21 protein-coding genes are annotated in these 25657 nt (G+C 66.6%); 1 reads left to right on the top strand and 20 read right to left on the bottom strand.

What is annotated here, in order from left to right; genetic code table 11:
• Positions 1 to 137: 137 nt before the first annotated feature.
• The 17 genes from G537_RS0120670 to G537_RS0120595 all read right to left on the bottom strand — a co-directional run bounded on the left by G537_RS0120670 (position 138) and on the right by G537_RS0120595 (position 19810).
• Entirely contained in the window at positions 138 to 338 is a 201-nt protein-coding gene (locus G537_RS0120670) for a hypothetical protein (protein WP_026871740.1), read from the bottom strand.
• Positions 339 to 1031: 693 nt separating this feature from the next.
• Entirely contained in the window at positions 1032 to 2705 is a 1674-nt protein-coding gene (locus tag G537_RS43010) for a recombinase family protein (RefSeq protein ID WP_162146132.1), read from the bottom strand.
• 437 nt (positions 2706 to 3142) lie between these two features.
• Positions 3143 to 4561 (bottom strand): NAD(P)/FAD-dependent oxidoreductase, encoded by a 1419-nt coding sequence (locus G537_RS0120660; RefSeq protein ID WP_026871738.1) that lies wholly within the window; start codon positions 4559 to 4561, stop codon positions 3143 to 3145.
• 2 nt (positions 4562 to 4563) lie between these two features.
• Positions 4564 to 5418, bottom strand: coding sequence for a PfkB family carbohydrate kinase (locus tag G537_RS0120655; protein ID WP_026871737.1), 855 nt, complete (start codon positions 5416 to 5418; stop codon positions 4564 to 4566).
• Positions 5419 to 5423: 5 nt separating this feature from the next.
• Positions 5424 to 6278: a sugar phosphate isomerase/epimerase family protein gene (locus G537_RS0120650; RefSeq protein WP_026871736.1), complete on the bottom strand. Its 855-nt coding sequence runs from the start codon at positions 6276 to 6278 to the stop codon at positions 5424 to 5426.
• 21 nt (positions 6279 to 6299) lie between these two features.
• Positions 6300 to 7154, bottom strand: coding sequence for a carbohydrate ABC transporter permease (locus tag G537_RS0120645; RefSeq protein WP_051248746.1), 855 nt, complete (start codon positions 7152 to 7154; stop codon positions 6300 to 6302).
• A 2-nt stretch (positions 7155 to 7156) separates the two neighbouring features.
• Positions 7157 to 8125, bottom strand: a complete 969-nt coding sequence (locus G537_RS0120640; protein ID WP_034852485.1) for a carbohydrate ABC transporter permease — start codon at positions 8123 to 8125, stop codon at positions 7157 to 7159.
• 5 nt (positions 8126 to 8130) lie between these two features.
• Positions 8131 to 9453: an ABC transporter substrate-binding protein gene (locus tag G537_RS0120635; RefSeq protein WP_026871733.1), complete on the bottom strand. Its 1323-nt coding sequence runs from the start codon at positions 9451 to 9453 to the stop codon at positions 8131 to 8133.
• Positions 9454 to 9476: 23 nt separating this feature from the next.
• Positions 9477 to 10490 carry an SIS domain-containing protein gene (locus G537_RS0120630; protein WP_026871732.1) on the bottom strand — a complete coding sequence of 338 codons (1014 nt, stop codon included), beginning with the start codon at positions 10488 to 10490 and terminating at the stop codon, positions 9477 to 9479.
• Between the two features lie 193 nt (positions 10491 to 10683).
• Complete coding sequence (locus tag G537_RS0120625) at positions 10684 to 11706, bottom strand: LacI family DNA-binding transcriptional regulator (protein WP_026871731.1); 1023 nt, start codon at positions 11704 to 11706, stop codon at positions 10684 to 10686.
• A gap of 127 nt (positions 11707 to 11833) precedes the next feature.
• The gene (locus tag G537_RS43795; RefSeq protein WP_155888693.1) at positions 11834 to 12184 is read right to left on the bottom strand and encodes a hypothetical protein; all 351 of its coding nucleotides are present in this window, start codon (positions 12182 to 12184) and stop codon (positions 11834 to 11836) included.
• A gap of 206 nt (positions 12185 to 12390) precedes the next feature.
• Positions 12391 to 14082 (bottom strand): GMC family oxidoreductase, encoded by a 1692-nt coding sequence (locus G537_RS39005; RefSeq protein WP_034852452.1) that lies wholly within the window; start codon positions 14080 to 14082, stop codon positions 12391 to 12393.
• Positions 14083 to 14089: 7 nt separating this feature from the next.
• The gene (locus G537_RS0120615; protein WP_026871730.1) at positions 14090 to 15178 is read right to left on the bottom strand and encodes a mandelate racemase/muconate lactonizing enzyme family protein; all 1089 of its coding nucleotides are present in this window, start codon (positions 15176 to 15178) and stop codon (positions 14090 to 14092) included.
• A 28-nt stretch (positions 15179 to 15206) separates the two neighbouring features.
• Positions 15207 to 16199 carry an ABC transporter permease gene (locus tag G537_RS0120610; protein ID WP_026871729.1) on the bottom strand — a complete coding sequence of 331 codons (993 nt, stop codon included), beginning with the start codon at positions 16197 to 16199 and terminating at the stop codon, positions 15207 to 15209.
• Complete coding sequence (locus tag G537_RS0120605; protein WP_026871728.1) at positions 16192 to 17187, bottom strand: ABC transporter permease; 996 nt, start codon at positions 17185 to 17187, stop codon at positions 16192 to 16194. Before G537_RS0120605 ends, G537_RS0120610 begins: the two co-directional genes overlap by 8 nt.
• Complete coding sequence (locus G537_RS0120600) at positions 17184 to 18743, bottom strand: sugar ABC transporter ATP-binding protein (protein WP_026871727.1); 1560 nt, start codon at positions 18741 to 18743, stop codon at positions 17184 to 17186. Before G537_RS0120600 ends, G537_RS0120605 begins: the two co-directional genes overlap by 4 nt.
• A gap of 89 nt (positions 18744 to 18832) precedes the next feature.
• On the bottom strand, positions 18833 to 19810 hold the full coding sequence (locus tag G537_RS0120595) for an ABC transporter substrate-binding protein (RefSeq protein WP_026871726.1): 978 nt from the start codon (positions 19808 to 19810) through the stop codon (positions 18833 to 18835).
• 303 nt (positions 19811 to 20113) lie between these two features.
• On the opposite strand from G537_RS0120595, the gene G537_RS0120590 reads away from it, so the two are divergent.
• Positions 20114 to 20881, top strand: coding sequence for an FCD domain-containing protein (locus tag G537_RS0120590; RefSeq protein ID WP_211230446.1), 768 nt, complete (start codon positions 20114 to 20116; stop codon positions 20879 to 20881).
• A gap of 721 nt (positions 20882 to 21602) precedes the next feature.
• Here the strand turns inward: G537_RS0120590 and G537_RS0120585 are convergent.
• The 3 genes from G537_RS0120585 to G537_RS39000 form a co-directional block, all read right to left on the bottom strand.
• Positions 21603 to 22556 carry an OmpA family protein gene (locus G537_RS0120585; RefSeq protein ID WP_051248744.1) on the bottom strand — a complete coding sequence of 318 codons (954 nt, stop codon included), beginning with the start codon at positions 22554 to 22556 and terminating at the stop codon, positions 21603 to 21605.
• An 87-nt stretch (positions 22557 to 22643) separates the two neighbouring features.
• On the bottom strand, positions 22644 to 24356 hold the full coding sequence (locus G537_RS0120580) for a PqiB family protein (protein WP_026871723.1): 1713 nt from the start codon (positions 24354 to 24356) through the stop codon (positions 22644 to 22646).
• On the bottom strand, positions 24353 to 25630 hold the full coding sequence (locus G537_RS39000; protein ID WP_051248742.1) for a paraquat-inducible protein A: 1278 nt from the start codon (positions 25628 to 25630) through the stop codon (positions 24353 to 24355). Before G537_RS39000 ends, G537_RS0120580 begins: the two co-directional genes overlap by 4 nt.
• Positions 25631 to 25657: the final 27 nt, after the last annotated feature.

Raw genomic sequence — 25657 nt, 5'->3', positions numbered from 1 at the left:
TGAGCGGCGCGTGGGGGTACTGCTCGGCGCGGCCGAAGCGGCGCGCTGGGGGGCGGCGACGTTCGGCCATCTCGGGCCACAAGTGGTCGAGGCCATCTTCTACGCGGGGACCGCCCGGCAGGATGCGACGTGAGCCCTCACGGTTTCGGCTGGGTGGGGATGAGGATGCCGCCCTGCGGCCCGATCCGTCCGCCGAGCTGCTTCACGACGGGCTCCACCGCACGGTCCAGAACGCTTGGCTGCTGGGCCTTCGGCGGGGGAGGGGGCGCCCGCTCACCGGCACATGCGGTCAGCCAGGTGAGAAGCGCGATGCGCCCGAGCCGTGCCAGCATGGTCATCCCCCCTTCGACATCGTGCTGATCCTATCGCCTGCCGCAGCCGAGCGGCAGCGCTTTCGTCCAAGCGGCCCCCACCCCGGGCGGGCTTTTCGTTCGGGAGACCGGCAAGGCTGGACCGACCCGCGGGGAGCGGAACAACAACCCCGGCAGATCGATCGCAGCGCGGCCCGCAGGCGGCAGGGGCGGGTACCGGATGCCGAATACCGCAACGCGGCGGAGGAGCAGGGCGGGCGGCAGCCGTGGCCGAAGCGGCGCTGGTCGGGTCGATGCTTGTTCGCTTCGCCCGGGATTGCGGTATGCCTTGGACCAGCTTCGCGCTGAGTGTCCAAGGGGAAGGTGAGCGGCGCGCGATAGGGAATAGTGAAGTCGGCCATGTGTCCCGGCTCAGAAGGAAGATATTCAGACAAGGCGGCGGCTAGGGCAGATCCGGGAGCGAGTTTCTGGTCTGGATAAGGTAGGTGATCTTTTTTTGAGTATGTTCGAGCAGCGCTTCTCCGTGATAAATTGTAAAGCGAAGCGGCTGCTCAAGACATGAAATTCTGCAGCGAATACATGAATCAGGATCCCGGTGGCGAAGAAACGAGCGGCAGGAACATGATTCAGCCGACGTTCGGTAGATTGAAGGCCACGACCGCCTCAGCCGCAATATGTGCTCCTGATCTTGGCAGGCAGCATCAGGCAGCCTGGCTGCGCCTATATCCCAGAGCCGTGAGCTTCCGGCGTGTTCGAGCGTCGCTGGCGGCGCCCTCTCTCGACCAGCAGCTGCTGGCGGTCCACCTCCCAACCTGCAAGCGCGTAGGCGTGGAGCAGCGAGCCGAAGCGGTGTTGCACGAGCGCTGCAGATGGCATCTGGGGATCGTTGTCAATCAGGGCAAATGAGATGTACCCGTGTACAGACCGAATGCGCCGCAGTCCCTCGATTATGTACTCGTTGGAAAAGAGCGGCCCTGGCTCCAGAATGTCCACGGCCGAGAAGGCGCTTTTCAGGCGAATTCCCTTGGCTTCTCTGGTCTTTCGCCAAGCGATGTAGGAGATCGCCTGATCCGGGATCCTTGGCAGGCCGGCAAGCTCCGCGGCGCGCCGGACGGACCCGAAGCGTCTTTGGAAGACCGAGACGGATGGGAGCTCACGGCAGCGATTGATCAGCTTGTGCGAGATATACCCTTCGCGCGCATGCACGTGTCGCAGCGCCTGGAGGAGCCCATCGTTTGTCCAAAGGTTGCCGTCAGGGTCTTTGGCGCCTCTCTTTGGCTGCGTGTATCCGATACGTTTCAAAGCCTCGGTGAGGCTTCCGAACCGCTTTACGAATGTCCCGGGCGCGTGAGAATTCTTATCCTTCCGAATGATGCAGAAATTCACCTCGCCATATTCTCTCAACAATCTGCGCAAATTATTCAGAAGATCGCGTTCTGGAATTCCCATTCGCTTAGGGTCTGAGAGGAGTCGCTGAGCCTTCTGGAACATACTCTTTTCGATGATCGGAGTGAGGGCGGGAGCTCGAATCCAATATTCCTTTTCATTTTTCCTTTTATCGGTCTTGAGTCTCTGTGTTGTTCGATTGTATACATAATATCCGACGCATAGTTCGCTGCGAAGGACGGTACGGATTTGCCCAATCAGGAACGCTCTGCCGAAATTCCCGGAAATGCCTTTTGATTTTAGCCGCTCTGCGATTTTATATAGACTGAGGCCTTCATTGACATACCATCGGAAGATTCGTCGAATAATGTCGATCTCTTGTGGAGGGCCGTTGACGACAACCACTCGGTCGGCGGCAAGAGCCTTTCGCTGTCCATGTTCCAGAACCATCCTGGGCGCGCCGCTCTCGTCCACCAGGAGCCGGCGGAAGCCGTAGGGCACGACACCGCCTTGCCAGTATCCCTTCTCTGCGAGCCTGAGATGGGCGCGGCACACCTTTGCGGATATGTCCCGGCTGTATTCCGCTGCCATGATCCGCTTGAGGTGCTTGAGAAGATTGTTCGCAATCGTGTTGGCGCGGCCGAACTGCTCGACGCAATAGATGATGTCTATCCCGGCCTGGCGGCAGATGAATTCATAGTGCGCCGACTGGTCGGGATCTTGGAAGCGGCCCCATCGGCTGACATCGTAGACCAAGATGGTGTCGAAGATCGGATTGGACTTCAATACGTCCGACAGCAGTTGCTGAAGCGCGGTGCGTCCATTGATCGTGAGGCCGCTTCGCCCCGGATCCGCATAGGTGCCGACGATTTCGTATCCATGGATCTCCGCGAACTCGGCGATCGCGGCCGTCTGATGCTCGATCGAGTATCGCTGATGTTCGGTGGACATGCGCAGATATTGAACAGCCCGGCGCAGTGGCGCGTCGTCGGCTCGGATGGTCGACATGTCCACCTCCGTCCCGGCATAGGGAGCCCGGAGCGCGTGCCCAGCCGGCCCAGTACTATGACTCCGAATCGGTCTGTGAACCAATCGCTCGAGAGCTGGGCAGTCGAAGCAACTGCCTTCTGCGGACGGTGTCGCTGTCGGAGGCGCCGCTCGGCTTTCACAGCGCCGATGAGGCGGCCGCCGGTATATAGCACGACAATGCCCGGGCCAACCGCTGCGGACCCAGCGCGCCGGTGCGAGAAGGCGATCCCGTTGCCGAATGATCTCTGCAACGACCGCACCGTTATCGCCGGTAGGAGAAATGCTTTCGATGGGTGAAGTTCTTGACATGAGCTTTGCGCATCGGCCTTCGAACCCAACCCGCCTCGCTGTGCTGGCTCACGCCGCTTCGTTCGCGGGCCGGCCGGTCCCGCGGCTTCCGCCTCTATTCGGCTTCTCTATTCTTCGCGGCCGCCCGGCATCAGGCGCGCCGTCAGCCGGGTGAGCGCGCCTGGCCTCTGATTGCGGATCTCCGCATCGTTCATGCGCCGGATCGCGCTCCGCACCAGCTTGGCGCCCAGATGGCGGAACGGCTCTGGCGGCAGCCTGTGGCGCCGCTCGATGCCGATGAGCCCGCTGGCGCTCCAGCGGTCCTTGCGCTCGAGCACCAGGCTGGCAAGGATGCGGCCGCCGACCGGCGTCTGGGCGATGCCGGTGCCGTTGAACCCCATCCCGTAGACGATATTGGGATGGCGGCGCAGATGGTCGAACACCGGAACATGCTCCGGCACGCAGTCGATCGGGCCGGCCCAGTCGTATTCGACCGGCACGCCGCGCAGCGCGGGATAGACCCGATGCAGTTCCCGCAGATTGTCGCGCCCGTGCTGGGGGCTGCGGTTGAAGCTGGCTCCGAAGTCTCCCCGGAAGGCGACCTCGCCGCTGCCCCGGCCGAAGATGACCCGGCCTCTCGGAGTGCGCTGGTAGTAGAGGACGTTGCGCTGCGAATCGCAGATCGACGCCCCGTCGCGCCAGCCGATGCGGTCCAGCAGCCCGGGCGCCTCGGCCGTGGCGATGACCTGGCTGCAGACGACGTAGAGATGACGGCGCAGCTCGGGCAGCGCCGACAACCAGGCATTCGCCGCCAGCACGACCTTCTCCGCCTGCACCGCGCCGCGGGAGGTGCGCACCGTGCATGTCCTCCCCGGCGCGATGTCGATGACCGGGCTGCGCTCATGCACGACCACGCCGCGTGAGATCGCCAGGTTGCGCAGCCCGACCGCCAGCTTGGCCGGATGAACCGTCCCGGCGTTGGGCTCGACGACGCCGGCATAGGAGGCCGACGAGCCGGTGCGCCGCTCGATCTCCTCCGCCGTCAGCGGCCTGAACCGGTCGGTGCCGGCGGCCTCTGTCATCGCCACCGCCCGTTCCCAGGCGCCTTCCTGCGCGATCGAGCTGGCGGTCCACAGCCAGCCGTCGAGCCGCAGATCCATGTCGATCACGCCCTTGCGCTGCAACTGCTCCAGCTCCGCGATCGCATCGACGGTGTCGGCGCAGAGCTGGCGCGCCTCCTCGACGCCGACGACGGCGCTGATCCGGTCCAGCTCAGCGAACCAGGAGTGGACCTGGCCGCCATTGCGCCCCGAGGCGCCCGACCCGCACAGATCGGCCTCGAGGACGGTCACGCGCGTCTCGGGGGCGAGCTCGCGGATCCGCAACGCCGTCCACAGGCCGGCATAGCCGCCGCCGACGATCGCGACATCGGCGTGCTCGGTGCCTTCTAGCGCCGCGGTCGCCGCGTCGGCGCCGATGTCCTGCAGCCAGAACGACCGGTCGGACGGCGCGGCGACGGCCGGCTGCCGCAGGCGGATCGTCGCCATCGTCAGCGTCCCTCCGCCGGGGTGACGAACTCGGCATATTTGGCGAGCAGCCAGTCCGGGATCGGCCTCGGCTGTTGCGGAAACCCGCCGACATGCAGGCATGTCTCGGCTGCAGCCGCCGCCGCTGCCCGCAGCGCTTCGGCCGCATCGAGGCCGCCGAAGCGGAACGACGCCAGGAACGAGGCGATGAAGCTGTCCCCGGCGCCGCATGTGTCGGCCACATCGACCGGTATGGCCGGGGCGTGCCGGAGGGTGGCGCCGTCGTCGAAGAAGGCGCCGCGGCGGCCGCAGGTCAGCACCGCCAGCCGCGCGCCGGCGGCGCGGAGGGCAGTCGTCAGCGGCGCCACCGGCTCCTCTCCGTCGGGCCCCGAGGCGAACAGCAGGGGGACGCCTTCGAGCGGGAAGGCCTGATGCTTCGTCGAAACGTCGACGCTGAAGGGGACGCGGTCCGCCACCAGGCGCCGGACCAGATCCGGATTGGCGTTGGTTCCGAGATGGACCCAGTCCGCGGCTGCGATGACCCGATAGTGCTCGGCCGCCGGCATGTAGTTCTCGCCGACGCCCAGGGATTCGAGCAGGAACTGCCGGTCGCCGGCCTCGTCGCGCAGCAAGGTGACGGCGGTGTCGCCGGGGCGGCGCTCGACATCGTCTCGCGACAGTCCGGCCGTCTCGATCTCGTCGAGGAGGATCTCGCCCTCTGTATCCAGGCCGACGACGCCGAAATACCGCGCCGGCCAACCGCCCCGCCGCCACTGGGCGGCGACGTTCAGGGCATTGCCGCCGGCGGTCAGCACCCCGCGCGTGAGATAGACATCGAGACAGTTGTCGCCGACTGCGACCAGCTTCGGTGAAGACATTCCGGTCACGCTCGTGTCTCGGTGCGGCTCAGATAGGGCTCGATCGCGGCGAGGCAGCGCGTCCAGGCCTGGATCGGGTCGAGGGCGTAGGTCCCGGTGCCGAACGGCTCGAAGGTGAGCTTGCCGGCATATCCCGATGCGGCCAGCTCCTCGACGTAGCGGCCGAGCGGCAGGGAGCCGTCGCCCCACACCAGATGCCCGCCCGGCGTGCCGTCGACCAGCTGGACATGGGCCAGCCGGGAGCCGAACAGCTCGACATAGCCGGCCACCGTATCCTCCGCGGTCGCCATGGCGACGATGTCCAGCACCACATCCATGTTGTCCGCGCCCAGCTCGTCCAGCATGCGGCGCAGATCGGCCGCGTTGGTCAGGATGTTCGTCTCGAAGCGCTGCAGCGGCTCGAGCAGGCAGCGGACGCCGTTGCGGCGCGCATGCTCGGCGATCCGGCCGAGCGAGTCGACGGCGCGAGCCCAGGCCTGCTGCGGCGGCTCGGTCTCGTAGCCCCGTCCCGAGGTCAGGAACAGATAGCGCGCGCCCAGCTCGGTACAGATGTCGGCGGCGCGGCAGAAGCGCTGGACGCTGTCCTCCCGCAGCTCGTCGTCGCCCGAGGCGATGTTGATCGGATAGACGACCTGCTCCGGCGTGAAGCACCAGACGGACAGGCCGTTATCGGCCAGGGTCCGGCGGACCGAGGCGACCCGGGCGTCGGTGGCATGGAAGAGGTCGAGATGCGGCGCGGCGCCCCACAGCTCGATCTCCCGCAACCCGAAGCCCCGGATCGCCTCCGCCATCTTGTCGAAAGGATAGTGCTGAAAACAGAAATTGGCTCCGATCAGCTGACTGCGGGCGAGCTGCGGCATGAAGGCTCCCTTCGAGGATGTCTACTTGCCGATGCCTTCGGCCAGGCCACGGATGAAGTAGCGCTGGGCGGCGAAGAAGACGATCACGATCGGCAGGGCCGAGATCGTCATCGCGGCGAAGACTTCGGCGTAATTGGTCCCGTGCTTCGCCATGATCGAGGTCAGGCCGACGGGCAGGGTCTGCACGTCGGCCCCGCTCGTGAAGATCATCGCGAACAGGTACTCGTTCCAGGCGAACAGGACGTGCAGGATCACGCAGGACACGATGATCGGCCGGCACAGGGGCAGGGCGATGCGCCAGAATCTCTGCCCCTCGCTCGCGCCGTCCATCGTCGCCGCCTCGTCCAGGTCGCCCGGCAGGTCCAGCATGTAGGCGCGGATCAGGAAGGTGGTGAACGGGATCCGGAATGCGGTGTAGAGGATGATCAGCGCCCATTCGGTGTTGTGGAGGCCGAGCGCCTGCATCATCCGGACCAGCGGGATGACGGCGACGGTGGGGCTGAGCATCAGCCCGCCCAGGACGAAGCCGACGACCAGGGGCTTCGCCGGCATTCGGGTGCGGGTCAGCCCGAAGGCCGTCCAGGCGCTGACCAGCACGGTGCAGACGGCGGAGGCGACGGTCACCAGGACGCTGGTGGTGACGTAGTCGCGCACCCCCTGATTCCAGGCCTGGACGTAGTTCTCCCAGGACCAGCCATCCGGCAGGGCGAACGGGTCGCCGAAGATCTGGGCGTTGTTCTTGAAGCCGTTCAGCGCCATCCACAGCAGCGGATAGATCACGACCACGCCGAGGCAGATCAGGAAGGCGACCAGGAAGGTCCTGCCGATGACGGCCCAGACATTCGCTTCGCGCCGGCGCGGGAGGGTTGCCGCCATCGTCACAGCTGGACCCTCCGGCGCCGCGTGTACCAGAGCTGGGCGGCGCCGGTCACCAGCGTCACCAGGAAGATGACGGCGGCGATCGCGGCGCCGTAGCCGAAATTGTTCTCGATGAAGCCCTGCTGATACAGCCAGGTGCCGAGGACCTGGCTGCTGTTGTTGGGCCCGCCGGCGGTCATGACCATCACTTCGTTGAAGACCTGGAAAGCCCCGGTGACGGTCACGATCACCATCAGGCCGGTCATCTCCCGGGTCAGCGGGAAAGTGACGTTCCACAGGCGGCGCAGCGGCCCGGCGCCGTCGATGATGGCGGCGTCGTACAGCTCCCGCGGGATCTTCTGGATCGCAATGGCGAACAGCAGCGTCGAATAGCCGAAGCCCTGCCACTGGCTCATGGCGATGATCGCGTAGATCGCGGTGCCCTCGTCGCCCAGCCAGGGCCGGGCCAGCTGGTCGAGGCCGAGATGGGTCAGCGCCGCGTCCAGCAGTCCGATGTCGGGCTGGTAGATGAAGTAGAACAGCAGCCCGGTCACCGTGATCGAGATCGCCGAGGGCACGAAGTAGATCGCCCGCCAGAAGCGGCGCCAGCGTTCCTCCCTCAGGCCCTCGATGATCGCCGCCAGCAGGAAGGCGCCGAAGACCTGGAAGACGACCGAGATCACCGCGTAGAGCAGGTTGTTCCAGAGCGAGGTCCAGACGACCGGGTCGTGCAGCAGCCGGCCGTAATTCGCCAGGCCGACATGGGTGACCTCGCCGGTGAAGATGTCCTCTTCGGTCGTGCTGACGACGAAGTTGTCGACGATCGGGTAGTAGACGAACCAGCCGATGAAGATCAGGGCGGCCGCCGCCCAGCGGAACGACAGGAGGTCGCGCAGGCGGGCGCGCAGCCCGTGCCGCGGCATCCGCCGTCCCGCGGCGCCGCGGATGGCGGCGCCGCTTCCGATCCGGTCCGGGCCTGCGGCCGTCATCGGCGTCATTGGCCCGCCGAAGCGGCCTGCCGCACCGCGTCCATGACCTGGTCTGGGGTCATCGTGCCGCCGGCGAGGGCCTGCAGGCTGGACAGCCAGGCCGCGGCGACGCGCGGGGTGTTGGCGGTATCGAGCCAGGGCATCAGATAGGACGCCGCGTTGATCTGCTTCATGCCCTCGACCACCGCCGGGCTCATGGTCCCTTCCGACGCCCCGCCGATCGTCGCGCTGGGCTGGCCATAGGGAGGCGCGGAGAGGATCCGGCCGTTCTCCGGGGAGGTCACGAACTTCATGAAGTCGATCGCCAGCGGGACGTTCTTAGACGCCGCGTTGATCATGTAGCCTTCCGGCGCGCCTTCGATCGCCTTTGGATCGCCCTTGGCGCCTGCGGGGACCGGCAGCTGGAAGAAGCCGAAATCCGAGACCTTCAGCGCGGAATCGGGCGTCGCGCTCTGATCGAACTCGATGATCTCCTGATAATACATGGCCGACTTGGCGTTGCTGAAGGCCTGGAGGGCCGAGGCGTAGGAGGTGCCGTTCACCGCGGCCCTGTCGGTGCAGCGTTCCGCCAGCTGCTCGAACTGCTTCAGCGCCTCGACATAGCCTGGGTCGGTGTATTTCGCCGTGCTCGGGTCGAAGTCCTGCTCCAGCGTCGCCTGAGGCACGTTGTAGGCGAGCAGCTGCCCCACATAGTGGACCCCCGGCCAGGCCTCCTTGTTGCCCAGCGAGATCGGTGTCATCCCGGACTGGCGGATGGCGTCGCAGCTCGCGAGCAGCTGCTCGAAGCTGGCGGGCACGCCCAGGCCGAGCCTGGCGAAGACCAGCTTGTTGTAGCCCATGAACTTGGCATCGAGATAAAGCGGGATGCCGTAGTACTTGCCATTGTATTGGAAGGACTTGATGGCCGCTGGGGCGAAGGTCTTGCCCCAGTCGGTGTCCGGGCCGATGACCTCCGAGAGATCGACGGCGCGCCGGCCGCGAACGAAGTTTCCGCCCCAGCTGCCGGTCCAGGAGAAATAGATGTCGGGAAGCGAGTTCGACGCCACCAGCGTCTTGGTCTTGCCCTTGATGCTGTCATCGCTCTCCTGGATCAGCTCGACCGTCACGCCCGGATGGAGCCTCTCGTACTCCTTGGCCAGGTTGATGAAATACGGCGACAGCTGCTGCAGCCCGAACTTCGTCAGGACGGACAGCGTGCCGCTGTATTCGACCTTCGCAGCCGGGTCGGCCACCACCTCCTTCCCGGCGGCGAATCCCTGTCCGGCGGACAGGGCCAGCGCGGATACGGCGGTCAGCGCCCCAGCGGCGGCGTGCAGCGGATATTTCATTGTGAGCCTCCCTGATTGACTGGTCAGTATTCGACGCGCTTGTAGTAGCGGCGCGTCGTCAGCGGATGGTCCCGCAGCACCTCCAGATGCGCGCTCAGGCGCTCGAGCAGGGTCGCGAGCAGGACCGGGGAGATCAGGCTGCGCACCCGGGGGGAAATGCCCGGCAGATCGACCGAAGCGGCGTCGAGGACCCGGACGCGATCGGTGTAGCGCCGGGCGAAGGCCTCGACCCGGTCCGACAGCGGGCGATGGGCGTCCTCGCCCTTGAACACGAAGACGCTGACGCCGGGCTCGACCAGCTCCAGCGTGCCGTGGAAGAAATCCGCCGCATGTACCGGCCGGGTCCGGATCCACTGCATTTCTTCCAGGATGCACATCCCGTAGTAATGCGCTTCCGGCCAGACCGACCCGGCGCCGGTGAAGATGTGGTAGGTCTCGTCCTTGATCGTCGCGGCCAGTCCGGCCGCCGTCTCCTCGAAGGCTGCCTTCGCGTCGACCAGCAGTCGGGGCAGGCGCTGCAACTCCGCCGCGGCGCCGTCGAAATCGTCGTATTCGCCGCGCTCGGCCAGCAGCGCCAGGACGATCAGCAGTGTCTGCAAATAGAAGGATTCCGAGGAGGTGTCGTCCTCCGCGAAATTCGTGAAGGTGTGGTCGGCCTCCTGCGCCAGCGGCGTGTCCGCATGACCCGTCAGGGACAGGGTACGGACGCCGCGCCGCTTCAGGAAGGACAGGAGCTGGACGCTTTCCTTCGTGGTGCCGGACAGCGACGGGATGACCACCAGCGCCTTGCGATCGAGCCCGGCCGGCGGATCGAGCACGACCTGGGCGGGATACCCGGCGGACACCGGAAAGTTGGAATGGCGCTGCGCCAGGTCGATGGCGGGCAGGGTCAGCAGCTGCACCCCGCCGGTGCCCATGAAATAGAGCCGCTCAACCCCGTCCGAAAGCAGCCGGCGGAGGAGCGTCCGCGCCTCGCCGGCGATGGCGACCGCGCCGCTCTGAATCCTGACGAAGCGGTCCTTGTCGAAGTTGAACATCTGATCCTTCTCGTCTCTCTGCGCGAAGCGTCCGATCCGGAGCTTCCGGGGTCGGGACGCCATCCGATCTTGTCCTGAGATCGATCTCACAGCGGGACGAACGATATGAGATCGATCTCACACGGTGGAGTTAGTCATGGATCTCGGAAGCTGACAACCCCCTTTGTACGTGCCCGGTCAAGCCGGTGACGCTTCAGCGCTTCCGTGGGGAAGACACCGAGCCACGGATGATAAGGCGCGTCGGGAAGCGATTGTGTCGCGGCGCGACTGTCCTGCCGGCGAGCCGGTCGAGCAGTAGCCTGGCGGCAAGCGGCCCGATCTCGGCGATCGGCTGTGCGACGACCGTGATCTGCGGGTCGGTGAAGGTGGCGAGGTTGAAGTCGTCGAAGCCGACCAGCGACACGTCGTGCGGGATCGACAGGCCCATCGAGCGAAGGGCCAGCAGCGCGCCCTGCGTCATGAGGCTGTCCACGGTGAACAGCGCGGTCGGACGGCTCCGCCGGCTGAACAGGCGGATGGTGGCCTCGATCGCATGCTCGACGGTAGAGCGCGACACGCCGATCAGAGAGTCGTCGAGGTCGATGCCGTGCGACTGCAGGGAATTCCGGTATCCGGCCAGTCGCTCCTGCGCGGTGAAGATGCGGGAATCGTCCCGCAGCAGCCCGATGCGGCGATGCCCGTTGGCGACGAGGTAGTCGACGGCTTCGCGGGCGCCGCCCTCGTTGTCGACCACGACGCTGTCGCACCGCACGTCCTGGACCACGCGATCGATCAGGACGATCGGGGTCCCTTCGCGGGCGAGGTCGACGATGTGCTGGTTGTCGGCCGCCGAGGTGGGGGCAATGAAGAAGCCGCGGAGGCTCAGGGCGTGCAGGCTTTCGAGAAGCTCCTTCTCCTGATCCGGATTCTCCTCGCTGCTGGCGATGAGGAGGTTGTGGCGCTGCTTGCGCAGCTCCGCCTCGAGGTCATGGGCAATGCGCGCGAAGAAGGGATTCTGGATATCGCCGGCCACGAAGCCGACGATCGGCAGCTGTCCGCTGCGCAACGCCTGGGCGACGCGGTTGGCACGATAGCCCAGCTTGTCGGCGGCCTCGAGGACGCGGAGCGCGGTCTGATCGTCGACATAGCCGTAGCTGTTCAGCGCTCGTGCGGCCGTCGCACGCGATACGTTCGCCGCGGCGGCGACGTCCTTCAGGGTTATCCCTTTGCTTGCCACGAGTCCTCGTCCTCCTGCGACCCGCGCGTCAAACCACCTCTCGGCCCGGCATCGCATCCGCTCGCACCTCGGCATCCACTCGGAACACCAAGACCGCTTCATACACCCTCTTTCGACGAAGCGTTGATCAGACTTCGCCGGCCTCGAGCATGAAGGTGCCGGCGGTATCCGATTGACGATCCGCGATCGGATCGTCGGGTCGACCGCCGGGTCGGATTCCTCGAAAAGCCCGCACGACGCGAGGACCCCTGAGGAGATCGGGCCGTCCCCCGAGATATTCCAGGAGCACGACGAAGGCGGCCGGCTTGCGTCCGCGCGCCAGCGGCGCTCTGGTCTGAATAATGCGGAGACAGGTGACCCGGTCGTGATAACCAGGAGGCACCGGCCAGTCGATCGTCGTCGATGGCGGGATGGTGCTGGCCTGATAGACGCTGGTGTCGGCGGCCTTGCTTAGGGGCCGACGATAGGAAAAGTGCATCAGAGGCAGCTCGATCGGCCACAAGCGTGCGTGAGCGTAGTTGGTGGCGGGCCCCGCAACCAACTTTGTTATAACTCGATAGAGATCGAGGTTTGATTTGAGCCCCCGCAGGCGAAAGCCGCCGGACCTTCGTGCTTTGCCTTCTTGGCACTGGTCGCGCGAGCATTCTCTCGGGGCCGGCCAGCAGGGCTGCTTGTCCGTCGAAATCAAATCGTCGGGCCGGCGGCCTCTGGACCCGGTACGGGGGCCGACTGGTCAGTCCGTTCTGGTACGCCTGGCGCGCGGCCTATGATGAATTCGGCGCATCGGCTTCCCATCATCAGCGCCGGTGCGTTGGTGTTGCCGGCATTGATGTTCGGCATCGCCGAGAGATCGCAGACGCGGAGGCCCTCGACGCCGCGGACGCGCAGCCGCGGATCGAGAACCGCCAGCCGGTCTCCGGTCGGGCCCATCCGGCAGGTCCCGCTCGGATGGTAGTTCGTTTTCACGAACCGCCGGCAGTGGTCCATGATGGCCTTGTCGCTGAGATCCTTGGGATCGGGAATGGCCACCCGCTCGATGTGGTCCGACAGCGGCCGCGTCTCGAACGCACGCAGGAAGAAGCGCTGCCCGTCGATCATGGCGCGGGCGTCGGCTGGATCCTGCAGCAGGTTGGGGGAGACGAGAGGCATGTCGTCCGGGTTCGCCGAGGCGAGCCTCACGAAGCCGCGGGACCGCGGCTTCACCACGACGGTGGTGACGGTGAGCCCGTAGGTGTCCTCGACCAGGCCGAGCGTGTCCCGGTCGACATAGACGATCGGCACGCAGAAGGCCTGGATGGTGGGCTCGGCCGCCGGGTCGCTCGGGTTCACGAAGGCGCCGGCCTCCACCCCCGCCGACGTGATCGGCCCGGTGCCGAACAGCTTGAATTGCAGGCCGTTCAGCAGCATTCGCCAGCCGACGCCCTGCCGGTAGTAGCCATGGGGCCCGTTGGCCATGGCGACGATCGGCACCTCCGGGTGGTCGATCAGGTTCTCGCCGACCCCAGGCAGGTCGATGACGCAATCGATCCCGTGTCCCCGCAGCTGATCGGCCGGCCCGATGCCCGACAGCATCAGCAGCTGTGGCGTGACGAGCGCGCCGGCGGCGACGATCACCTCAGCCTCCGCGAAGACCGTCTGCTCTTGGCCGCCCGCGTCCCGATACGTCACCCCGACGGCCCGGCCCGCCGCAATGTCGATGCGGCGGACCCGCGCGTTCAGCCGGACCGTCAGCCTGGGGTTGCCGTCCAGCGGAGCGATGAATGCGTAGGCCGCGCTGCTGCGCTTCCCGCGCCGGTTCATGAACTGATAGAAGCCGACGCCTCGCTGGGTGGGCCCGTTGAAATCGTGGTTGAAGGGTTCGCCGAGCGCTTGGACGCTCTGCACGAACCAGCGCGAGAAGTCGTTGATGTGGCCCGGGTCCGACACCAGCAGCGGCCCGTCCACCCCGTGCCGCTCATCATAGAGCCGGTTGTTGCCCTCCATGCCCCGGAAATGAGGCAGCACATCCGTCCAGGCCCAGCCTGGATAGCTGTTGTCGCCGCGCAGGAGCTCGTGCCACTCGTCGTAATCCGAGGGCCGGCCGCGCATATAAACCTGGGCGTTTACCGACGAGCCTCCCCCGAGCACATTCGCCTGGGGGATGTCATGGACCCGGCCGTTCAGATGGTCCTGTGGCACCGTGCGGTGGTAGCGCATGAACTTGCTGCCGTTGATCATCTTGAAGATGCCCGGCGGCATGTCCAGCAGCGGATGCCGATGGGAATGGCCGGCCTCGAGCAGCAGCACGCGGGCGCCGGCCTCCCGGACGAGGCGGGCGGCGGCGACGCAGCCGGAAGAGCCGCCCCCTACGACGATGTAGTCGAAACGCTCTGTCATCCGTCGGTCAGGCCCTGAGCCTGTCCAGCCCCGCCCAGTCGAACTCGATCCCGTGCCCCGGCCGGTCCGGCGCGATGGCGACGCCCTCCTCGATCCGCAAAGGCTCGGCGATATAGCGGTCGAGCCCGAAGCCGTGCGCTTCCAGGAAGCTGCGGTTCGGGCAGGCGGCGAGCAGATGTACGGTCACGTCGTGCGCCCCATGCGTCGTGACAGGAAGATTGAAGGCCTCGGCCAGCCGGGCGATCTTCATGAAGGGCGTGATGCCGCCGCAGTTGGTCACGTCCGGCTCGGGATAGGTCACGGCGCCCGAAGCGATATATTGCTTGAACTCCCACAGAGTGCGGAGATTCTCGCCTGCGGCGATGGGCACACCGCCTTCGCGCACGATTCGGGCATGGCCGGCCGGATCGTCCGGGATCGTCGGCTCCTCGATCCAGGTGAGGTCATAGGGCTGCAGGGCCCGGGCGGCGCGGATCGCCTGGTCCACGGTCCATTTCATGTTGGCGTCGACCATCAAGGGGAACTCGTCCCCCAGATGCCCGCGCATCGCCTTCACCCGCGCCACGTCGTCGCCAAGGCGCTCGCGGCCGACCTTCATCTTGATGGCGCGGAAGCCCTTGGCGAGATTGTCGTCGGTCTGGCGCAGCAGGTCGTCGAGGGGCAGGTCGAGATCAATGCCGCCGGCATAGCACGGCACCTTCGGATCGAACCCGCCGAGCAGGTTCCAGAGAGGCAGGCCGGCGCGCCTTGCCTTGAGGTCCCACAGCGCCATGTCGACGGCGGAGATGGCGAGGACGGTTGGCCCGCCGCGGCCGCCGTAGTGCAGCGCCCACCAGGCTTTCTGCCAGAGCCGCTCGATGTCGTCTGCCTCCTCGCCCGAGAAGATCTCCGGCATTTCGCGCACGAGGATGGCGTCGATCGCGGCCCCGTTCCGCCCCACGGTGTAGGTGTAGCCGACCCCTTCGGCTCCGTCGGCGTCGCGGAGGCGCACGATGTTGAGCTCGAAGGCGCGCATCTCGCCATGCGTGCTGTCGGTGAGGACCATCGGAAGCGGGATGCGGTAGAAGCCGGGCTCGATCGCTGCGAGCTTGGCCATGGCGTTGTCCTTACCTGCTGCAGGAGGGTCAGAGCGCGTCGTCTCCTCGCGCGACGAGGCGCGACTGGATGACGACGACGAGAAGCAGGAACGCGCCCCGGATCACCGACTGCCAATAGGCGGACAGGCTGATCCAGCCGAGGCCGTTCTCGAAGTTCAGGATGTTGAAGATCAGGCCGAGCAGCAGCACGCCCGCGAGCGTCGCCCCGACCGAGCCGACGCCGCCCGTCAGCAGCGTCCCGCCCACCACCACCGAGGCGATGGCGAAGAGCTCCCAGCCGACGCCTTCGATCGGCTGGCCCGCGCCGAACTGGGCCGCGAGGATGACCCCGGCGAGCCCCGCGAGCGCCCCGCTCGCGGCATAGACGAGCAGCTTCACCCGCCGTACCGGCAGGCCCATCAGCCGCGTCGCGTCCTCGGCACCGCCGACGGCCAGCACGTAGCGGCCATGGGCGGTGAAGTTGAGGATGACCGTGCCGGCGGCATAGGCCAGGAGGGCGATCCAGGCCGGGATGGGGAAGCCGAAGAGGTCGCCCTGGCCGAGCTCGATGAAGCTGGTGTCGTAGGACACGGACACCGACTGATTGCCGGCGAGCAGCAGCGCCGCCCCGCTTGCGCCGAGCATTGTGGCGAGCGTCGCGATGAAGGGCAGGATGTTGAGCCCTGTGATGACCAAGGCATTGATCAGCCCGACCGCGAGCCCGGCGCCGATCCCGCCCAGGAGGCCCGGCATGAGGCCATAGGGCGACAGAAGCGCCGCCACGACGCTGCCGAGCGCCGCGGTCGAGCCGACCGAAAGGTCGATGCCGCCGGTCATGACGACGAAGCACATGCCGAGCGCCACGAGCGCGAACATCGCGTTGTAGCGCAGCACCGTGAGCACGTTGTAGGCGCCGAGGAAGCTCTCGTACCGCCAAGCGCCGAACAGGATGAGCGCCAGGAGGGCGAGAACCACGCCGTAACGGCCGACGGCCGGCACGATCGAGCGCCGGGCCGGGCGGCGGACGGCAAGCTCAGCCATTGCTTCTCTGCCTCTGCAGCCAGACGGCCAGCACGATCAGGCCTGCCTTGACCAGGAGCGCCGCCGCGTCCGGCACGCCGTTGGCGAGGAGGGTGTAGCGGACGAGCTGGATGATCAGGGCTCCGACCAGGGTGCCCAGCACCGTCGCCCGCCCGCCGGTCAGCAGCGTGCCGCCGACCGCGACCGCGGCGATGGCGTCGAGCTCCATGCCGAGGCCGACCAGGTTGGCGTCACTCGCCGAATTGATGGCGATGACGATGAGGCCGGCGACGCCGGCGCAGAGCCCGCTGATGGCGTAGACCCGCCGCTTCACCCGCCCTGCGGGAATGCCGGCCAGCCGCGCGGCCCGCTCATTGCCGCCGACGGCGAGGATCTCGCGGCCGAACACCGTCCGCCGCAGGGCCCAGGCCGCGGCGACGACGAGGACGAGCATCAGGACTGCCTGGAATGGGATGCCGAACACGCGGCCGAGGCCGATGAACTGGAAGTCCGGCGCCTTGAACACCTGCAGGTTGCCGTTCGTCATGACCTGCGCGATGCCGCGGCCGGCGATGAACAGGACGAGGGTGGCGATGATCGGCTGGATGCGGAAGCGGGTGATCAGCCAGCCGTTGAACCAGCCGAAGGCGCCGGCGACGAGGACTGGGACCAGGAAGGCGAGGGCGATCGCCACGGGATGGGGCAGGGCAACCAGCTTGCCCATGAAGATCAGCGGCGCCAGCGCGCCGGCGATGGCCATCAGCGAGCCGACCGAAAGATCGATGCCGCCCGTGGCGATGACCAGCGTCATGCCTACGCCGACGATGACGATGGCGCAGACCTGGGTGAGGTTGACGTTCAGTGTCTGCCAGGTCGCGAAATTCGGCGTGATCGCCAGGTTGACGAGTACGAGCAGGAGCAGGGCGATCAGGGCGCCGTGGCGCGCCAGCAGCGCCGCGAGGTCAAGGCGCCGCGCCGGCGGATTCGTGCTGGCGGCGGCCTCGCTCACGGCGTGCCCTCCGCAGCCGGTCCGTGCGCCATGGCGGCCATCACGGCCGGCTCCGACAGCTCGCCATGGGCAAACTCGGCGATGGTCCGACCTTCGCGCAGCACGAAGGCGCGGTCCGGCCCCTCGATCACCTCCTCGAGCTCGGACGAGATCATGAGCACTCCGAGCCCCTCGTCGGCGAGCTCGCGGATCAGGGCCTGGATCTCGGCCTTTGCGCCCACATCGATGCCGCGTGTCGGCTCGTCCAGGATCAGGAGCTTCGGATTCATGCACAGCCAGCGGGCGAGCAGCACCTTCTGCTGGTTGCCGCCGGAGAGCTCGCGGATGGGCTGCTCGGGGCTCGCGCATTTGATCCCGAGCCGCCGGATGAAGCGGTCCACGATCTCGCGCTGGCGCGCCTCGTCGAGAACGCCGCCCCTCGACAGATGCGGCATCAGGGCGAGGGTGAGGTTTTCGCGCACGGACATCGCCGGCACGATGCCGTCGAGCTTGCGGTCCTCCGGGCAGAAGCCCATGCCGGCGCGGATCGCGTCGGCCGGCTCTCCGACTGGCCCCTCGGCCCCGGAGACGGTGACCGTGCCCGCATCGGCATGATCCACGCCGAAGACGACCCGCGCCGTTTCGGACCGGCCGGAGCCGAGGAGGCCGGCGAGACCCACGATCTCCCCGGCGCGAACGTCGAAGCTCACGTCGCGGACGCGCCGGCCCACCGCCAGATGCTCGACGGTGAGCAGGCGCTCCCCTGCCTTCCCGGCCGCGGTGTCGGCGCCGAAGGCGGTCGCGCCCTCGCGCGCCACCTCGGCCATCTCGCGCCCCAACATGGTGGTGACGAGGGCCAGCCGGCTCAGGTCGCAGAGCGGTCCGGTCCGCACTGTCTGGCCGTCGCGCATCACCGTCACCCGGTCGCAGACCGCATAGAGCTCGTCCAGCTTGTGGCTGACGAAGATCACGGACACGTTCTCGCGTTTCAGTTGGCGGATGACCTCGAACAGGGTCGCGACCTCCTGGTCGTCGAGCGACGAGGTCGGCTCGTCCATGACGACGAGGCGGGCGTCGAAGCCGATGGCGCGAGCGATCGCGACCATCTGCTGTGTGGCGGTGTTGCAGGACATCAAAGGGCGGCGCACGTCGACATCGACCTTGAAGCGTGCCAGCAGCGCCTCCGCCTCCCGGTACATCGCGGGCCAATCGAGCAGGCCGAAGCGCCGCTGCTCGCGGCCGAGGCAGATGTTCTCGGTCACGGAGCGATACGGGACGAGATTGATCTCCTGATAGATGGTGCTGATCCCGGCTGCCTGAGCGGCCTGGGGCGAAGCGAAATCGACCGGCGCTCCCTCGAACAGGATCTCGCCATCGTCCCGCCTGTAATAGCCGGTGAGCACCTTGATCAGTGTCGACTTTCCGGCGCCGTTCTGTCCGATCAGGGCGTGCACCTCGCCCCGGCCGACCTCGAGCGAGGCGCCGGTCAGCGCGGCGATGCCGGCGAAACGCTTGTCGATGCCGCGCATGGCGAGCAACGGCTCTGCTGAGACAGCGGACTGCTCGGTCGGGGGCATCGTCATCTCGATCTGCCGCCTTCTGGCCACTCGCCGGCCCGTGGGACTGTCGCCATCTACGAGCCAGCGTCGGTCCCTTCTTGCTGAGGTCAGTATGCTTCCGCGATGAACTGAGCGGCGTTCGTCTTGTCGAAGAAGCGGTCCTCGTTGATCACTTTCGGCGGGATGGCCTCGCCCTTGGCATAGCGCATCATGACCTCGAAGGCCTTCGGCCCGAATTTCGGGTTGCATTCGACCGTCGCCAGCATCTTGCCGTCGATGATCGCCTGCAGCGCGTCGCGCGTGCCGTCGACCGACACGATCAGCACGTCCTTGCCCGGCGTCTTGCCGGCGGCTTCGAGCGCTGCGATCGCGCCGATCGCCATCTCGTCATTATGCGCGTAGATGGCAGTCGCATCCGGATGGGCCTGCAGCAGCGTCTCCGCCACCTGGCGGCCCTTGTCGCGCGCGAAGTCGCCGGATTGCGAGGCGATGATCTTCATGCCCGGCCGGTCCTTGATGTAGTCCTCGAAGCCCTTCCGCCGGTCGTTGGCCGGAGAGGAACCGACGGTTCCCTCGAGCTGGATGATCTGGGCCTGGCCGTTCGTCGCCTTGTCCAGCGCCTCGGCAGCGCGACGTCCTTCCTCGACGAAATCCGAGCCGATGAAGGTGAGGTAGTCGCGGCCGGGCTGAGCCAGAGACGGATCGACGCTGCGGTCAAGGAGGATGACCGGGATGCCCGCCCGCTTGGCGGCCATTACCGCCGGGATCAGAGGCTTCTCCTCGCGCGGCGCGAGGAAGATCAGGTCGACGCCCTGCGCGATCATGCTGTTCACGTCCGCGACCTGCTTGGCGGCCGACCCGGCGGCATCCGTATAGACGAGTTGATGGCCGAGCTTCGCTGCCTCGGATTTCATGCTTTCTGTCTGCGCAATCCGCCAGGGATTGTTGCTCTCCGTCTGGGCAAAGCCGACCTTGTATTTCTCCTTGGCCGCGAGCTTGGGCAGATCCTGCGCGAGCACCGGGCCGAGACCGAACGCCACCGGCGCCGCGCCGGCGAGGAGAGCCAGGAAAATTCGTCTTTTCATCTCGTTTCCTCCCTTGTGGCGGCGGGATGTCCGCACGCCGTCTCCGAGGCCGCCGGAATCACGCCATCGGCAGGTCGAGCCGCCGAGCAGACGGTACCGGTTCATTGTTTCAGGGCAATCCGACCGACTGCTCCTGTTTGGATGAACCAAAGCAAGCCCGAGTGAAGGGAAATTGTCAAGCTAGCGTGCCTTCCTGAGAGAATTCATCGCTCCGCGGTCCCATTTGGTCGAACCAAATTGACATCAGCATGGATTTGGATCAGACCAAACCAAGACAGTGATGGTCTTCAAAAAGTGTCTTTCGTGAACAGCGTGCTGACCGGACCGGAGGTGGTGCGTGGGCGTCTCGGCCGCGCTTCGGATACGCTCGCCGAGCAACTCGCCGCGCTGATAGCAGCCGGCGAATTCGAGGAGGGCGACCGCCTTCCGCCCGAGCGCGACCTGATGCAGCGTTATGGGGTTAGCCGGACCGTGGTGCGTGAAGCGATCGCGAGCCTTGCCAACCGCGGCCTGCTGCACACCCGCCCCGGCTTCCGCCCGGTCGTTCGGAAGCCGGACTATGATCGCGCCCTCGACACGATTGGCCAGTTCGTCAGGCATCTGCTTGGTGACGAAGCGGGCGTGCGCAACCTGTTCGAGACGCGCATCTTCATCGAAGGCGCACTCGCCCGTGTCGCCGCTCGGGACGCGAGAAAGCAGGATATTGAAGAGTTGGGAGCGGCTCTCGAACGGAACCGCGCGGCGATCGGCGACAGCGAGACCTTCTATGAGACCGATGTCGCCTTCCATGCGGTGCTGTACCGGATCCCCCGCAATCCTATCTATCCGGTACTGCACAAGGCCTATGTGGAATGGCTGATGCGGCATTGGTGTCAGATGCCGCGGGCCACTGACGTGGATCGGCTGAACTTCGCCGGTCACGCAGCCATTTTCGACGCGATCGTCGGCAGGGATCCGGATGCGGCCGAACAAGCCATGAAGCGCCACCTTGAAGTGGCATGGGAGCTCGTCCGCTCGACTTTCCCGAAAGGACCTGAGGCGACAGGGAAGGGCGGCAGGCTTGGAGCTTGACTCGCTCTGGACCCGTCGATGACGGTGCTGTTCCAAGCTTGACGACGGAGCCGCCGAGCGTTGTCGCCGTTGCGATACCTGATGCCTGGGCACCTCAGCTCGCCGGCAGAGGATCGAGCCGGGCCACCGCCGGATCGGGCGTGTCGATTCGTCTGTAACTCGACTGTGCGCTGGGCTAGGAGGGGCGATGCGCGTGCGCCGGCGTCTTTGGTCGTACTTCGTTGCGTGTCCCCGCAACCAATTCCGACCCCAAAAACCCCAGCACTCGCAACGAGTTGCTGGGTTTTTGCTTTGGAGCTCCGATGGCGAGCTCAGCAAAATCAATCACTTGGTCCAAATCACCCGCAACCAGTGTGAGCGGTGTTCCAAGCACGGCTGAGTTCCGACTTCGCCGCCGTCGCAGCAAGGCGAGTCGCGGCGCCCCGAACCAGCGTTGCGGAGCAAGCCCGAAGGTGCACGGCTCTCCCGTCAGTTCATTCACGATGCGACCGGTGACCTCGGCGTAGAGGGATGGCCGGTTGGGTTCGCCAGGGCGATCGACAGCGGTATTGGATTTTTCCTCGGCTCTCCGCCCCGCCCGACCTCGGCTAGCGGGTTGGGCAGGGCGAACAGCCGGGGAGGTCGTCCACCAGCCGGCCGGCTACCGCTAGCGGTTGAAGGCGAGCGTGTCGGAATCACCCTCCGCGCGGATCCCCCCTGTCGCGGCGGCCTCGCTTCCGTCTCAGTTCAGAACGATCTCGACCCGGCGGTTCTGCGGCTCGCGGACGCCGTCGGCCGTCGGCACCAGCGGGTCGGCCTCGCCGACGCCGCGGACGGTGATCAGGCTGTCAGCCACGCCGTCGGCCACGAGTTCGCGGCGTACGGCCTCACCACGCCGGACCGACAGGGCCTGGTTGTACCGATCCGAACCCGAGCGATCGGTGTGCCCGGTGACATTGATCTGCGTGGTCATGCCCTGAAGCGCGTCCGTAGCGGCCGAGGCTACGATCTGCCTGGCTTCCGGCGTCAGCTGCGAGCTGTCGAAATCGAAGAACACGAGGTAGCTGCGGGCCTGGGTGACCTGCGTGACCTCGGGCGGCGGCGGTGGCGGGGGAACGAAGGTGTAGCGCACGCCGAGCAGGAAGCTGTGGTTGTTGTTGCTGTCGGAAGTGATGCGCTCTCCCTTGTCCTTGAAGGTCGGCCCGGTGGTGCCGAGATAGCGGTATTCGAGAGTGGCTGCCAAGGCCGGGCTGAAGTTGTACCCGACGCCGGCGATGCCCTGATAGGCGAAGGCCGTCTGGGTCGACTGGAAGAACCTGTCGCCACTGCCGCGGAAGTCGGCGCTGATGATGCCCAGCCCGATGCCGCCGCCGATATAGGGCACGAAGGGCGAGCCGAACTCGAAATCGTAATAGCCGTTCACCATCAGGCCGATGGTCGTCTGATGGTTGTCGCCGTCGTGGCTGTTCTCCCGGATGCTCGCCTCGAAGTCGGCGCGCAGGCTGCCCCAATCATAGCCGCCATAGATGTTGCCCGCCGGGCCGACATCGTAGTTGTCGATGTTGAGGTTGTTATCCTGGAGAAGGTTGATGCCGGCACTGGCGCCAACGTAGAAGCCGGTCCCCTGCTGGGCCAGGGCGGATGTCGCGGCCATCAGCGTGGTCGTGACAGCGGTGAAGACGGCGAGCCTGCGCATTCGTCCCTCCATCGATGGGATTGTCGGTCCGCTCCTGTCGAAGTGTAGGCGAGACGAATGGTGAGGATTTTGACATAGCGCAAAGGATCAATCGAGCAGCCCCCCGGTCTTGCCCCGAATCAGCGCCTCGGGATGCTGTTCGAGATAGTCGGTGAGCACGCGGACCGATCGCAGCGTGTCGTCGACCTGGCTCATCAGCCGGGTCAGGTCGCGCTTGAAGGTCGAGTCCGCGCCATAGCCCTGGTTGATCGAGCCGAGCGTGCCGCTGAGCCGCCGCACCGCCTGCTGCGCCGTGTCCAGCACCGCCGGCAGCTTCTGCATCACCGGGCCGAGATCGCTGTTGGCCTGGCCCAGCAGCCGCTGAGCCGAGGACAGGGCGCCGGCGAGCGAGCGCAGCGACTCCGTGATCTCCGGCGAGGAAGCCAGGGTTTCGAAAGACTTGAGCGTCGCATCCGCCTGCTGCACCACCTGGTCGAGCGGCAGGGCGGAGACCTTCTCGAGAATGCCGTTGATCGACTTCACCGCGGCGGCGAACTCGCCCGGCACGCTGGGGAGCACCGGATAGCGGTCACCCGTGCCCAGGGTCGCCGCTGGCGCGTCCGGCATGAAGTCGAGCGAGACCATCAGTTGGCCGGTCAGGAGGCTGGCCGTACGGAGCTGCGCCCGCAATCCACGGCGAACCAGCTCGGGCATGTACTCGCCGCTGCCGAAGCCCTGCTTCATGCCGATCAATGTTATCCGCTGCGGCTCCAGCTCGATCACCACCGGGATGCGCAGAGCGTCGGTCGCGACGTCGTATTCGAGCCGGATATCAAGCACCTGGCCGACCTTGATACCGCGCCATTCCACCGGGGCGCCGGGCTCGAGCCCCCGGACCGATCCGTCGAAATACACGAGGTAGGGCAGGCGGATGGTATAGTCCGACTCTTGGCTGGCGGTCGCGTCCTGGTACAGGGTGAAGACGGTGTCCATCTTCGCCGGCTCGCCGGCGCGGGCGGTGGCCGGGGTGTCGAAGGCGATGCCGCCGGCCAGCACGGCCGCGAGCGATTCCAGCTGGATCTTGAAGCCTTGCGTGCCGGTGTCGATCGAGATCCCGGAAGCGTTCCAGAACCGGGTACCATCATGGACATATCGGTCGTAGGGCGCCCGCACAAAGGCATGGATGGTAACGCCGGCTTCGAGGTCGGAGGAATCGAAGCCCGTGACCTCGCCGACCTGGACGTCGCGGAAGAAAACCGGTGAGCCGGGCCCGATCGAGCCGATCCGGTTGGCCTTCAGCACATAGGACGTGCCCGGCACGCCCGCCCGCACCACCGGCGGCTCCTCCAGCCCGGTGAAGTGCCGTTCGCTGGCGCCCGGGCCGGGGTCCAGCTCGATATAGGCGCCCGAGAGGATCGTCCCCAGGCCGGATACGCTGCCGGTGATGGAGAGCCGTGGCCGCACCACCCAGAAGCGGGTGCCTTCGCGCAGATGCGGCGCCGCCTCGCGTGTCATCTCGGCGGTGACCTCGACATGGCTCAGATCCTCGGTCAGGGTGATGGTCCTGACCGTGCCGAACACCACCTCCTTGTGCTTGATCAGGGTCTTGCCGGCTTCGAGCCCGTCCGCGGTCTGGAAGCTGATGGTGATGGTCGGCCCCTTCTCGGAGAAGGTGATCCAGGCGAGATAGACCCCGACCAGCGCCGCCACGATCGGCACCAACCAGATCGGCGAGAACCGCCGGCGGCGATCAATGCGCGGCGCAGGCGCCGGAGGCGGCAACGGCACGGTCGTGTCGCGAAAGGCTTGGACCTCGGTCATGGGTTCTCTCCCGCCGCGTCCCACATCAGGCGCGGATCGAAGGTCATCGCCGCGATCATGGTGGTGATCACCACCGCCGCGAAGGACACGGCTCCGATCCCGGGCTCGATCGTCGCCAACGCGCCGAGTTGGACCAGCGCCACCAGGATCGAGAGCATGAAGATGTCGATCATCGACCAGCGGCCGACCGCCTCGACGATGCGGTAGATCACGGTGCGGTTGCGCAGCTGCCGTGTCGCACCGCGCTCGGTCGAGATCAGGAGGTAGATCAGCCCGGCCAGCTTCAGCACCGGCACGGTGAAGGAAGCGAAGAACACCAGCAGCGCCAGCGGCCACATCCCGGCGTCGACTAGCTCGATCACCCCGCTCATGATCGTGTCCGGGGTCCCGCTGCCCAGCGAGATCACGGTCATCACCGGGAACAGGTTGGCCGGGATGTAGAGAATGATCGCGGTCACCACCAGCGCCCAGGTGCGGTTCAGGCTCTCCGGCCGCCGGCGATGCAGCGCAGCGCCGCAGCGCGGGCAGTCACCATGGCCGCCGGGCGGCAGGTTGGAGACCAGGCCGCAGCCATGGCACAGGCATGTCGGCTGGCGCGGATCGATCGGCGGCGGCGCCGGCACCAGGCCGCGGCGCTCGAACTCCCGCCACACCGTCTCGCTGTCGAGGCTGGTGCCGGCGGCGATGATCGCCAGCATGAGCCCGCCGACCGAATAGAGGCCGGGCCCGACCACGACCGTGGCGAGGTCGACCAGCTTCACATAGGCGACGAAGACGCCGAGCATGTAGACCTCGACCATCGCCCAGGGGCCGAGCAGGTCGGCCCAGCGATAGAGCCGCGGCAGCCAGCGCGGCGGCCGCCTGAGGCGCAGGCCGCCCAGCACCAGGGCCAGCGTGCCGAGCCGCAGGGCGGGGGCGACGAACATGGTCAGCGCCACCACCGCCGCCAGCTCCCACAGCCCCTGGTGATAGAGGGCGAAGATGCCGGTCAGGAGGCTGGCGGTCTGCACCCGGCCGGAGATCTCCAGCGAGATGAAGGGCAGGTGGTTGGCCATCAGCAGCAGCACCAGCCCGGCGCAGGTCCAGGCGAAGGCGTGGTCCAGCGAGCTGGCGCGGAACCGGTGCAGAGTGGCGCCGCAGCGCACGCAGCGGGCCGCTGTGCCGTCCGGCAGCACCGGCACGGCGTGTCGCAGCCCGCATTCATGGCATTCCATCAGCCGGTGCGGGGCACTGGCATCTGCGATCTGTGCATCAAACTCGGAGCGCTGGCTCATCCTGCGGCCCGATCGCGTGCTGATCCG

Source organism: Inquilinus limosus DSM 16000 (genome assembly GCF_000423185.1).
GTDB classification, from domain to species: Bacteria; Pseudomonadota; Alphaproteobacteria; order DSM-16000; family Inquilinaceae; genus Inquilinus; species Inquilinus limosus.
Note: the sequence above shows the minus strand (reverse complement) of the source record. Positions and strands in the feature narration are given on the sequence as shown.